At 61.0% G+C, this 12,533-nt stretch carries 11 protein-coding genes; 7 read left to right on the top strand and 4 right to left on the bottom strand.

Annotated elements, in window-relative coordinates:
- Positions 1-49: 49 nt before the first annotated feature.
- Positions 50-1,384 (bottom strand): hybrid sensor histidine kinase/response regulator, encoded by a 1,335-nt coding sequence (locus tag ACFWYE_RS04380; protein ID WP_379071832.1) that lies wholly within the window; start codon positions 1,382-1,384, stop codon positions 50-52.
- Between the two features lie 4 nt (positions 1,385-1,388).
- Positions 1,389-2,558, bottom strand: coding sequence for an FIST N-terminal domain-containing protein (locus tag ACFWYE_RS04375; protein WP_379110609.1), 1,170 nt, complete (start codon positions 2,556-2,558; stop codon positions 1,389-1,391).
- Between the two features lie 256 nt (positions 2,559-2,814).
- On the opposite strand from ACFWYE_RS04375, the gene ACFWYE_RS04370 reads away from it, so the two are divergent.
- The 6 genes from ACFWYE_RS04370 (at position 2,815) to ACFWYE_RS04345 (ending at position 9,583) form a co-directional block, all read left to right on the top strand.
- A complete protein-coding gene (locus ACFWYE_RS04370; RefSeq protein ID WP_379073068.1) occupies positions 2,815-3,315 on the top strand; it encodes a (2Fe-2S)-binding protein in 501 nt (166 codons plus the stop codon).
- A 119-nt stretch (positions 3,316-3,434) separates the two neighbouring features.
- Positions 3,435-5,777: a xanthine dehydrogenase family protein molybdopterin-binding subunit gene (locus ACFWYE_RS04365; protein WP_379109838.1), complete on the top strand. Its 2,343-nt coding sequence runs from the start codon at positions 3,435-3,437 to the stop codon at positions 5,775-5,777.
- Between the two features lie 102 nt (positions 5,778-5,879).
- A complete protein-coding gene (locus ACFWYE_RS04360) occupies positions 5,880-6,689 on the top strand; it encodes an FAD binding domain-containing protein (RefSeq protein ID WP_379071826.1) in 810 nt (269 codons plus the stop codon).
- A 177-nt stretch (positions 6,690-6,866) separates the two neighbouring features.
- Positions 6,867-7,517 (top strand): class I SAM-dependent methyltransferase, encoded by a 651-nt coding sequence (locus tag ACFWYE_RS04355; protein ID WP_379109836.1) that lies wholly within the window; start codon positions 6,867-6,869, stop codon positions 7,515-7,517.
- Positions 7,518-7,655: 138 nt separating this feature from the next.
- Positions 7,656-8,078 carry a GNAT family N-acetyltransferase gene (locus tag ACFWYE_RS04350; RefSeq protein ID WP_379109835.1) on the top strand — a complete coding sequence of 141 codons (423 nt, stop codon included), beginning with the start codon at positions 7,656-7,658 and terminating at the stop codon, positions 8,076-8,078.
- Positions 8,079-8,206: 128 nt separating this feature from the next.
- Positions 8,207-9,583, top strand: a complete 1,377-nt coding sequence (locus tag ACFWYE_RS04345) for an OFA family MFS transporter (RefSeq protein WP_379109833.1) — start codon at positions 8,207-8,209, stop codon at positions 9,581-9,583.
- 176 nt (positions 9,584-9,759) lie between these two features.
- Here the strand turns inward: ACFWYE_RS04345 and ACFWYE_RS04340 are convergent, their stop codons facing one another.
- Positions 9,760-10,251 carry a GNAT family N-acetyltransferase gene (locus ACFWYE_RS04340; RefSeq protein WP_379109832.1) on the bottom strand — a complete coding sequence of 164 codons (492 nt, stop codon included), beginning with the start codon at positions 10,249-10,251 and terminating at the stop codon, positions 9,760-9,762.
- Positions 10,248-11,015 (bottom strand): copper homeostasis protein CutC, encoded by a 768-nt coding sequence (locus ACFWYE_RS04335; RefSeq protein ID WP_379109830.1) that lies wholly within the window; start codon positions 11,013-11,015, stop codon positions 10,248-10,250. Before ACFWYE_RS04335 ends, ACFWYE_RS04340 begins: the two co-directional genes overlap by 4 nt.
- 413 nt (positions 11,016-11,428) lie before the next feature.
- Here ACFWYE_RS04335 and ACFWYE_RS04330 point away from each other — a divergent pair, with 413 nt between their 5' ends.
- Complete coding sequence (locus ACFWYE_RS04330) at positions 11,429-12,529, top strand: hypothetical protein (RefSeq protein WP_379109829.1); 1,101 nt, start codon at positions 11,429-11,431, stop codon at positions 12,527-12,529.
- Positions 12,530-12,533 lie beyond the last annotated feature (4 nt).

Here is a 12,533-nt window from a genome sequence, read left to right as displayed (position 1 = left end):
GCAGCCGGAGTTGACCTGTTACCGACTGCACTATTCGACTGCCGACTGCCTACGCCAACAAATGCGCCAGCAGCGCTCGAAGTTGCGCCGGTTTCAACGGTTTGCGCATGAATTCGATGCCGGCGGCGCGGGCGGCATTCATGACGCTTTCCGACGGATCGGCCGTCACGAGCAGGGCGGGAACGGCGCGGCCGAGATAATCGCGCACCTGTGACACCGTCATGGTGCCGAGGTCGCCGCCTTCGAGATGCTGGTCAGCGATGATGATGTCGGGAACCCAGTCGGTATCGCCCAGCGCGTCCAGTGCCTCGTCGGTCGACGTCGCCGCGCGTACGGTGCATTGCCAGCGCTCCAGCAACGAGGTCATGGCGGCCAGCACGTCCGCATCGTTCTCCACAAGCAGTACCTTGGTACCGAACAGGCCGTACCCTGGCTGGCGCTCGATTTCGACTGTCCCCGGTTCCGGGACAGAGTGCGTGGAAACGGGGACGTCGATGTGGAAGATGGTGCCGCGCCCGACGGTGGAGGAAAAGGTCACGGGATGACCGAGTGCGCCGGCCATCCGCCTGACGATGGCGAGCCCGAGTCCAAGGCCGCCACTGGCCAGTTCGGCATCCGGCATTCGTGTGCCGCGATGAAATTCCTCGAACACTGCTTCGCGTTGATCCTCGGGAATGCCGCAGCCGGTATCCGCGACATCGATGCGGATGATGTTTCCGCGCTGGCGTGTGCCGACAAGCACGCCGCCCTGCCGTGTATAGCGGAGCGCGTTGGACAGGATGTTCTGCAAGATGCGGCGCAGAAGCGTGCGGTCGGACCGGACCGCGATTGCCGCCGGACGGAACCGCAGTGAGAGCCCCTTGGTTTCAGCGATAGGCTGGAAGTCGGAGCGCAAGGCTGAAAACAGCGTTTCCAGGTTGACGTCGGTCGTCTCGGGCTCGACCACGCCGGCGTCAAGCTTGGAGATGTCGAGCAACGTATGCAGCAGGTCTTCCATGGTCTGCAGCGAACGCTCGACCTGACGAACCAGCTTGCGGCCTTCCTCTGAAGTCTGCAGTTCGGCCAGCGCCGATACCGACAGATGGGCGGCGTTCAACGGTTGCAGCACGTCGTGGCTGGCAGCGGCCAGGAACCGGGTCTTGGAGAGATTGGCGTGTTCGGCGCTTTCCTTGGCGACCGAAAGCGCCATGTTCGACTGTTCCAGCCGGCGCAAGGTGGAGTGCAGTTCCTCCGTGCGCATGCGCACGCGATTTTCGAGCGAGATCGCGGTCTGAAACAGTGAGAACGCGTTGCCTTGCTGGTCCATGGAACGTTCGACGCGGCTGACCAGTGCCGCGTTGATCTTCTTAAGTCGCTCGATATCCCGGATGTCGTTGAGCGGCATTGGCTTACTCGGCCGCCTGCGGGTGCCCGAAGGCGATGCCGGTGAATGTCTGGTTGAGGTGCATGGAGCGGTATTGTTCGCCATAGGTGCCGAAGCCGATCACCTTGTTGGCGCGATAGAGTTCGGAAATATCCCGGAACACCTGGCGATTGCGGGCATCAAGCCGGCGCAGAACGCAATCGAAGCCGAGGATCATGTCGATAGGCCCCAGTTTGGACTCGACATCCTTGAGCGTAGCCTTGGTGGTCTCGACCATGCCCAGCGGCTGTGCGACGGACAGGACCACGCCGTCGTCGATGGCGCAGAAGAAGGATAGCGAGCCATCCGAGTTCATCTTCTGGATGGAGCGGCAATAATACTCGCCGCCCACCTTCACCACGACGGGGTGCGAGGCGAAGGAGAACGGCGTCAGCGTCTGCTGAACGACGCCGACGGCGGCGGCATATTCGGTGGCTGCGACATCGGCGTTGAACTCGCGCACGATGCGGTGATCGGGATCGGACGCCGTCACCACCAGTTTTTCGTCGGTCGGGACGAAATTATCGGTTTTAAAGACGTGGAACGGGATGGTCGTGGCGATCAGCACGACAATGGCACAGTCGGAAGCGACAAGACCATTGCTGATCAGCGTGGTGGTCTCGAATTTGAGGTCGTCGCCGGCCGATCCCCCAAGCAGAGGGATGTCATCGAGACCCCAGTGGATCGCCGACGTGACGGCTTCTTCCGCGTAGGACAGGCCGTCGATGAAACAGAGTGCGAAGACATTGCCGGCCCGCGCATTTTTACTGGTGGCACGCAGCGTGCGTCTCAGCACCTCCACTTCGCCGGTGATGCCGTCCATCGCCGATGATGACAGGTTCTGCACCATGGCACTGGCAACGGTGAAGGTGGCTGAAGGCAGCAGCATCGCCAGCATATGGCCTTCCTCCAGCCCATCCGGCGTGATCTCGCCGGCGGTCGAGCACGCGGCGTAGGCCAGGGCGGGGGCATGCCGTTTCAGCGCGTCCGCTAGCGTCTGCGCATCCATCAGGCTTTGCGAGAAAAACAGCAACATGTAACCGGCACCGATCGCATCGGCTTCCCGAGCGATTTCGGCGGCAAAATGCTCCGCATCGGGCTCGCTTGAAGTGAGCGCCGACAGGCCGCACGCATAGCGCGTCCGCGAAGCGACCAGCTTCTCCTCCCGCTTTTGCCGGCGCTCCTCAACGCCGGTCGTATTGTTGCAGTAGGCCTCCTCGAATGGCAATGGGGGCTGTCCCCAACCCGTGACCGAAAGTACAATATACGGCGTATTGGGCGGATTGCATTCTCGCAAAACGGAGATGTTGGGAGCGAATTTCCAAGCGATTCCAGAACACAAGAATAGCGGTCTGCCGGTCCGTCCGGAGGAAGCCGGCAGTCTACCGAGGTTGAACACCCAGGGAGGCTTCATGTCGGACATTTCGTTGACCGTGAACGGCAGACAGGTGCGCGCCACCGTCGAGGACCGCACGCTTCTGGTTCATTTTCTACGTGAACATCAAGGACTTACCGGCACGCATGTCGGTTGTGATACCTCGCAGTGCGGCGCTTGCGTCGTCCATGTCGATGGCAAGGCGATCAAGTCCTGTTCGATACTGGCCGCGCAGGCTTCCGGTTCAACCGTCGTGACCATCGAAGGCATCGCCAATGGCGCGGATCTGCATCCGGTGCAGGCGGCGTTCAAGGAGCACCATGGCTTGCAATGCGGCTTCTGCACGCCGGGCATGATCATGACCGCGACCGACATGATTGCGCGTCATCCCGAGGGGCTGGACGAAGCAACGGTGCGGGCGGAGCTGGAAGGCAACATCTGCCGCTGCACCGGATACCATAACATTGTCAAAGCGATACTGGCTGCTTCTCAAGCGATGTCGAAGGCATCGAAGCCTAAGACAAAGAAGGCTGCCTGAGCTGCGATCGGATAACCGGCCGACAGTCTGACCATCGTTGCGAAACCGATCACGAGTTGTTCGCACGCGACTGAACCGGCCAGAATGAATTCACTTCAAGGTTCCGGAGGAGAATTTTGATGGGTATGGAAGGAATTGGCGCTCGCGTCACACGCAAGGAAGACAAGCGCTTCATCATGGGCGCTGGCCGCTATGTCGACGATATGGTGGTTCCCGGCATGAAACATGCCGTCTTCGTGCGCAGTCCGCACGCGCATGCACAGATCAAGAAGATCGATGTCAAACAGGCGCAGGGCATGCCTGGCGTGGTCGCCGTCCTGACCGGCAAGGAATTGAAGGCCGACGGCATCGGCAACCTTATCTGCGGCTGGATGATCCACTCCAAGGATGGCTCACCGATGAAGATGGGAGCCTGGTCGCCGCTCGCCTTCGACCGCGTCCGTTATGTTGGCGATGCGGTGGCGATCGTCATCGCCGACACCAAAGGCGAGGCGCGCGACGCAGCCGAGGCTGTCGAGGTCACCTACAAGGAATTGAAAGCCGTCGTCGACGCGGTGAAGGCGCTGGAGAAGGGGGCGCCACAACTGCATCCCGAAGCCGACAACAACCTCATCTTCGACTGGGAGATCGGCGACGCCAAGGCGGCGGATGCCGCGATCAAGTCGGCACATCACGTCACACGCATGAAGATCATCAACAACCGTCTGGTTCCCAACGCCATGGAGCCACGCGCAGCGCTTGGGCACTACGACAAGGGTGAGGACCACTACACATGCTGGACGACGTCGCAGAACCCGCATGTCGCCCGTCTGGTGATGAGCGCCTTCTACAACGTCGCGCCGGAAAACAAGCTGCGTGTCATCGCGCCTGACGTCGGCGGCGGTTTCGGCTCCAAGATATTCATCTATCCGGAAGAGGTCGTCTGCCTGTGGGCGTCCAAGAAGGCGGGCGTGCCGGTGAAATGGGTAGCCGACCGCACCGAGAGCTTCCTGACCGACGCGCATGGCCGCGACCACCACTCGACCGTGGAGATGGCCTTTGACAAGAACAACCGCATCACGGGTCTGAAGGTGGATACCGTCGCCAATCTCGGCGCCTACATGTCGCTCTTTTCGTCTTCCGTGCCGACCTATCTGTACGCCACGCTATTGTCGGGCCAGTACAACATCCCCGCCATCCACGCCAATGTGCGCACTGTCTACACCAACACCGCGCCCGTTGACGCCTATCGCGGGGCTGGGCGACCGGAAGCGACCTATCTGATCGAGCGTACCATCGAAACGGCTGCCCGGGAGCTCGGCGTGTCCCCCGCGGAACTGAGACGCACGAATTTCATCACCCAGTTCCCGCATCAGACACCTGTGATCATGTGTTACGACGCTGGCGACTATGGCGCTTCGCTCGATGCTGCCATGAAAGCTGCAGATTATGCCGGGTTTACCAAGCGGCGCGACAAGGCCAGGAAGGCCGGCAAGCTGCGCGGCATAGGGATGAGCTGCTATATCGAGGCGTGCGGCATCGCACCATCGGCGGCGGTCGGTTCGCTTGGGGCCGGCGTCGGCCTTTGGGAATCGGCTGAAGTGCGGGTGAACGCCGTTGGCACCATCGAGGTGCTGACTGGCTCGCACAGCCACGGTCAAGGTCATGAGACGACCTTCGCGCAGCTGGTCGCCGGCCGCTTCGGCGTGCCGATCGACTCCGTCAGCATCGTGCATGGCGACACGGACAAGGTGCAGATGGGCATGGGCACCTACGGCTCGCGCTCCGGCGCGGTCGGCATGAGCGCGATCGTCAAGGCTCTCGACAAGGTCGAGGCCAAGGCCAAGAAAATCGCGGCGCATCTCATGGAGGCTGATGAAGGTGATATCGTCATCGAAAACGGTGCGTTGAAAGTGGCCGGGACCGACAAGAACGTGCCATGGTTCCAGATGGCGCTCGCCGCCTACACTGCGCACAATCTGCCGGGCGGCATGGAGGCTGGCCTCAAGGAGACGGCCTTCTACGATCCGACCAACTTCACCTTCCCGGCAGGTTGCTACATCTGCGAGCTCGAGGTCGATCCGGAAACCGGCCTGACCGAGATCATCCAGTTCGTGGCGGCCGACGATTTCGGCAACATCATCAACCCGATGATCGTCGAGGGGCAGGTGCATGGCGGCATCGCGCAAGGCGTGGGTCAGGCCTTGCTGGAAGGTGCTTTCTACGACACCAGCGGCCAGCTCCTGACGGCGAGCTACATGGATTACACCATGCCGCGCGCCGGCGACCTGCCGTCCTTCAAGGTTTCGACCTCTAACACGCCGTGCCCGGGCAATCCCCTCGGCATCAAGGGCTGCGGCGAGGCAGGTGCCATCGGTTCGCCTCCCGCGGTGATCAATGCCCTTACCGATGCCCTGGGCATCGCCGATTTCACCATGCCGGCTACGCCTTCGCGGGTGTGGGCGGCGGCGCAGAAACATTGAAGAGGCAGTGAGATGGGCAGTCGGCAGTCGGAACGACTTCGCACGACTGCCGATTGCCTATCGCTGGCTGCCCTGTCGAAATCTCTCTGAGGAGAACGAGCTATGTACTCCGTCAACTACCATCGCGCCAATTCTGTCGCCGATGCGGTGAAGCTGCTGAAGACCGGTGACAGCAAGCTGCTTTCGGGTGGCATGACATTGATCCCGGCCATGAAAACGCGCCTGGCGGCGCCGTCGGATCTTGTGGACGTGTCCAGGATCGCGGCGTTGAAGGGCGTCAAGGTCAGCGGCAAGACCGTGACCATCGGCGCGGCAACCACACATTACGAGGTGTCCACCGACGCCAAGCTGCAGAAGGCCTGTCCGGCACTGGCCGAACTTGCCTCGATGATCGGCGATCCGGCCGTGCGTCATCGCGGTACGATCGGCGGCTCGATCGCTAACAATGATCCGGCCGCCGACTATCCGGCCGCCATGGTGGCATTGGGTGCGACGATCGTCACCAACAAGCGCGAGATAGCCGCCGAAAAGTTCTTCAAGGGGTTGTTCGAGACGATCTTGAAGGACGGCGAAATCGTCACGGCCGTTACATTCACAGCCCCCGCCAAGGCGGCATACCAGAAGTTCCGCAACCCTGCCTCGCGCTATGCCATCGTTGGTGTATTCGTGACCAAGGGCAAGGCGACAGGCAAGGATGATGTGCGCGTCGCCGTCACCGGAGCCGGCGACAATGGCGTCTTCCGTGCGAAGACGATCGAGGCCGCGTTGGCCGGGTCGTTTGATCCGTCAGCGGTTGCGGGTGCCAGGATATCGGCGGACAACCTGATGACGGATATCCATGCGTCGGCCGACTACCGGGCAAATCTGATCAGTGTCATGGCAAAGCGTGCTGTCGCCGCCGCCAACGGCTGACGGCGAGCGCATTCAAGAGAAAGGAACCGTACGGCTCCTTTTCCTGGCTTGTCTGCGCGTTCGCGTAGACGCTCTGCGGCGTCTCGTCGTTTCCTGAAGTATCATTGCTGACGCAATGCTCAGGCAATGCGTGCCTTCTATGCACGAAATCCGATAGCTGCATGGGGAGCACTCTGAATGAGCGTTGCGAGCGACGCCCGTTTCTGGGACCGGAGTTCGCGGAACTACGCCAAATCCGCGATCGCAGACGAGGATGGATATCAACGAACGCTCGAGCGGACGCGATCGCAGCTTAATTCCGACGATCATGTGCTTGAACTTGGCTGTGGCACGGGAACGACCGCGTTGCGGCTGGCAGATGCGGTGAGGGGCTACCTGGCAACCGATTTTTCCCCAGCCATGATCGCGATCGCTGCGGAAAAACATGCCGCCACGCCGATCCCGGAGCTTGAATTCCGTACGGCAACCGTTGAAGCCCTGGACACCGACGTCGGGCTGTTCAACGCGGTTCTCGGCTTCAACTATCTCCATCTGGTACGCGACCTGCCGGGCACGCTGCGCGGCATCCACGACCTGCTCGCAGCAAACGGACTGTTCATTTCCAAGACGCCTTGTCTCGGCGACATGAACCCGCTGATCCGCCTGGCGCTTCTGCCGGCGCTGCGCATGATCGGCAAGGCACCTTACGCCGGCACCTTCAGCACGAAGGAGCTCAGCCTCTGCATCGCGCTTGCCGGTTTCGAGATTCTCGCAGTTGAGAACCACGCGGCCAAGGGCGACGACAAGCGACCCTATATCGTCGCGCGCAAGGCAAGCATCGGACGATGAAAACCTATATGCCGTTGCGCAGTGACGAAGCATCCGGCAATGCCCCTTATGCCAACGGATTGCAGCCGGTTGGGTCCAGTCGGCCTGCTTGATTGGGTTTTATCTCGAGCTAGGTGTCCGGCAACTGGGGATGTGTGTATGCGTGCAAGTACCATTCGCGCGGAAAACCGCCACCTCGACTGGCTGTTGGCGCACGATCGCCATGTGCCCGAACGATGGATAAAGCGCTGCCTGTCGCTCGGCGAGTACATCATAGCGGAGCAGGAGGGCGAACCGATCGGCTTCCTGCGCTTCAGCTGGTTCTGGGGAACGATCCCCTTCATGGACCTGATCATGGTACTTCCCGATCACCGGCGTTCCGGTATCGGCACAGCGGTGTTCCGGCATTGGGAGGCGACGATGCGGGCTGCGGGCGCAACACTCCTGATGACCTCCTCGCAAAGCGACGAAGCCGAGCCGCAGGCCTGGCACCGCAGAAATGGTTTTCGCGACGCCGGGAGCGTGGCGTTTGGGCATTTGCAATCCATCCCGGAACTGTTCCTGGTCAAGGATTTGCGATAGCGCCCCAGGTATCCAGTTTATCATATTAGCGACATCGAAATTAGACATTGGTAGTGGAGGGATCATTCGCCGTTGCTTGCTTCCGCCGCAGTTCTATCCTCCCCCGCGAACGACGAGGGAGGAGTGAAATGCAGGCCAGGACAGAAGCGCCGGGCAGTTGGCTCGACCGAACGCATACAGTCGCCGAACCCGGTTTCAACCGTTGGCTGGTACCGCCAGCAGCGCTTTGCATCCATCTGTGTATTGGTCAGGCCTACGCCTTCAGCGTGTTCAACCTGCCGATGTCAAAACTGATCGGCATCACGGAATCCGCGCCGGACGACTGGAAGCTGACCAGCCTCGGCTGGATTTTCTCGATCGCGATCGCGTTCCTCGGCATCGCAGCCGCCTTTGGCGGCGGTTGGCTGGACCGGGTCGGGCCGCGCAAGGCGATGGCGTTGGCCGCCTGCTGTTTCGGGGGTGGCTTTCTCGTCTCTGCGCTGGGCGTGTATCTGCACCAGCTCTGGATCATCTATCTGGGGTACGGCGTCATCGGCGGTATCGGCCTGGGCCTTGGCTATATCTCTCCCGTGAAGACTTTGATCACCTGGTTCCCGGACCGACCCGGCATGGCGACCGGCATGGCGATCATGGGTTTCGGCGGCGGCGCTTTCATCGCTTCGCCGCTTTCGGTCTACCTGATGAAGCTGTTTTCGACCGAAAGCCATGTCGGCGTTGCGGAAACCTTCCTGGTGCTGGGCGTCGTCTATTTCGTCTTCATGATGATCGGCGCCACGCTGGTGCGCGTACCGCCGGATGGCTGGCGGCCGGCCGGCTGGACGCCGCCGGTGAAGCAGAGCGCAATGGTGACGAGTGCCAACGTTCATCTGGATGATGCGTTGAAGACACCACAGTTCTGGCTGCTTTGGGGTGTGCTCTGCCTCAACGTGACCGCGGGCATCGGCGTGCTCGGTCAGGCATCGGCGATGAGCCAGGAGATGTTCCCGGGTCGTATTTCGCCAGCCGCCGCGGCGGGTTTCGTCGGCCTTTTGTCCATCTTCAACATGCTGGGCCGTTTCTTCTGGGCATCGACCAGTGATTTCATCGGCCGTAAAACCACTTACGCCATTTTCTTCCTGCTTGGTGTCATTCTTTATGCGGCGGTGCCATGGACGGGGCAGACAGGCAGCATCTTCCTGTTCGTGCTATTCTACGGTGTGATCCTGTCGATGTATGGCGGTGGTTTTGCCACCATACCTGCCTATCTGCGCGACGTGTTCGGCGTGCGTTACGTCGGTGCGATTCACGGCCGCCTGTTGACCGCCTGGTCGGTCGCCGGCGTGCTTGGACCCGTGCTGGTCAACTACATCCGGCAGTATCAGATCGACAGCGGTGTCGCGAAAGCAGACGCCTACACGGTCACCATGTACATCATGGCCGGCCTGCTGGTTGTCGGGTTTGTGCTCAATCTCTTGATGCGGCCGGTGAACGAGCGCTTTCACATGAAAGTCGAACAGCCGGCTTGAGGGAGGATGATATGACCAATGAGACACAAGGCAGTTCGCTCAAGCTCCTGCTTGCCTGGTTGCTGGTCGGCATCCCGCTGGCGTGGGGGTTCTTGATGACATTGGCCAGCGCCTTGCCGCTGTTCCAGTGACGTTTGAAAGGATGCGGCTCCGTCCGGGTCGCATCCTTTCAAAACCTAACCCTTCAATTGCTTTGCGTAGTAGCGGACTGCCTTCTTGCCGCCGTGGATGAGAGCTTCGCCGACTTCCAGGAAGCCGAGGGCCGCATGGAAGGCATCCGAGGTCGGGTTGGGCGGGTCCAGGTTCACTTCGCATGTGACGACATCATGCCCTGCAGCCTCTGCGCGCGCGAAGAGGTCTTCATAGAGCCGTCGCGCGTGACCGCGTCCGCGAGCACCGGCTGCAACCACGATGCGGTCGACATAGACAAAGCGCGGGTAGCGCTCCCTGAACCAAAGAAAATTCGGGCTGCTGTAAGTTGCCGTCTGGTCGAAAGTCAGCAGGAAAGCCTCGAGATCGCCGATACGGCTTGCCGAAAATGACGTGCCGACCAGCGCGGAAAGCTCTTCCGGTTCAAGCCAGGATAGTTCGGCGGCGTTCTCGTTGTTGAGCGCGAGCACGGCCGCTTCGTCGGCGCCGTCCAGGGATTCGATGGGAGATGTGGTCATGTACGCGCAGCCTTGATGGTAGCCGCGACACGCGCCTCATCGGTAAGCGTGTTGCGGTATTCGCGATCGAGATCATCACCGCCCATGCCGACATGCGGGTTGCGGTAGAGCATGCCACTGGCCTCGTCCCTGAGCGAAGCGAAATGCATTTCGGTCAGCCCGGTCTTTGCCCTTACCGCGCCGATGTTCTGGGGATCGAGTGCGCCGCAGCCCATGATGATGATGCGACCGGCTGCCTGCCTGACGAGCGTCGCCAGCAGATCAGCACCTTCAATGGCCGTGTCGCGCTGTCCAGAAGTGAGCACGCGTCCCACCTTGCAGCGGATCAACGCTTCGAGCGCTTCGGTTGGGTCGCGCGTCATGTCGAAGGCGCGGTGACAGGTGACCGCGAGTGGGCCGGCAACATCGACGAGGCCGGTCATGCGCTCTTCGTCGATCGTACCATCGGCGGTGAGGCAGCCGACCACGACCCCGGCGACGCCGAGTTCGCGAAGCGCCGTGATATCGGCCAGCATGGAGCGATACTCCGTCTCGCTGTAGAGGAAATCGCCGCCGCGTGGGCGCACGATGACATGGAATGGGATCCTGGCAAGTTCCAGCGCCAGGCGGACGGTGCCCAGGCTCGGCGTGATGCCACCCTCGACAAGGCTGGCGCAGAGTTCGACGCGGTCGGCGCCGGCACGTTCGGCGGCAAGCAGCCCATCGATGCCCTCGACACAGATTTCGATCACCGGGAGTTTTTTCGTCACGTCGGGACTGGCCAAGGTCGTTTCCAATTCGGTTAGGGACTGGCGATGCCTAGCATCGCGTGCGGCGAGGCGGAAGCAGGCAGAGCTGGCAAATCGCGCGGCCAGCGCGCCGGTGCAGGCTGCCGTCCGGGGAAAAGTAGCCAAAATCGCTTGTTTCCAGGAGTGATCGTTCGAACTTCGACAAGACCATCCCGGCTGTCCGGCGCAGCTTTTGCGCTGGACGGGGAACGGCATGGGAGCCGGCAAAACAAAACCGTCCGAAGCTCTTTCAGAGGGGAAGGACGGAGCATCTCATGACACGATACTGGCTTTTTGCGCCCGCTATACCAGAGCGTTTCCGCCTTTCGCGGAAACGCGGAAACGCTCTAATTCTTTGTTTTTGCGCAATTCCGAACGCAAAATCGCTGTGCACTTTTGCTGGAATTGCTTTGGCGACGACGGCCTTCGCGAGTGTAGAGCGGGCGTCGGCTGGCGAATGCAGCGCGCCTTGCATCGACTACTATGCCTACATGGAGACGGTCGGGAACTGGAACCGGTTTCCACACCATGCCGACGACGACTATTTTGTCGCCGCGCCGACGGTCGAATTCACCGCATCCTATCGTCCGGTCGAGGGCGTTGCGTTTTTCGGCCATTTGATCACGGAGGAGGTGAAGGACGAGGAACTGGGCGTGAACCAGTATTTTCACCACGTCGGCACTTATGTTTCCGAACTCAACGCACAGTTCCATGTCGGTGGGATTGGACTGCGCGTGGGCAAGTTTCACCCGGCTTTCGGCAAGGCCTGGGACATCACGCCCGGCATCCACGGCACCGACCTCGCCGGCAATTATGAGCTGAAGGAACGAGTGGGCGCCTCAGTCGCCTATGGCTTTGAGACAGGCGGTTTCCACAATGAAATCGAGGTCGCAGCCTTCGGGGTGGATCGCAGCTCTCTGTCGGAATCGCTGTTCACCAATCGTGGCCGCCACACCCGGGAGGATGGCGGCGCGGGCAACAGCGATGGTATATCCTCGGTAGCACTTGATTTGTCCGGGTGCCTCGGGGCTGGCGCTGCCAGCTGTTATGATGAGGGCACATTCGGATATCGCCTGGGGGCACGCTTTCAGAAGGGCGGTGAACACAGTTTCGGCAATGAAACCGGATTGCTGGGCGGGCTGAACGGCAATGTGGCCCTGGGCAACGAGATGACGCTGAAACTGTTCACGGAAGCCGCCTGGTTCAACAATTTCGGCGGTGGTGCCGACGATGCCTTGTTCCTGACCGTGTCGGCAGCGCTGCAGCGCGAGGCGATGACCTATTCGATCTCCTATACCCAGCAGCGCGAGCAGATCACCGACGAGCCGGACCTCATCGAGCATCTGTTCGACGCAACCGTCGCCTACAAGTTCGGCCGGGATCTCGGCCTCAGCAATGAGAGTTGGCAGATCGCTGCAGGTTATGCCTTCGACAGGCATGGGGACGACAGGAAGCACACATTCGGCATTCGGCTGTCAGCCGAATTCGAGGGGAGCCACGAATTCCATTGACGCC

Source organism: Mesorhizobium sp. NPDC059025 (assembly GCF_042739655.1).
Taxonomy (GTDB): Bacteria; Pseudomonadota; Alphaproteobacteria; order Rhizobiales; family Rhizobiaceae; genus Mesorhizobium.
The sequence above is the reverse complement of the archived record's forward strand: the minus strand, read 5'-3'. Positions and strand labels throughout refer to the sequence as shown.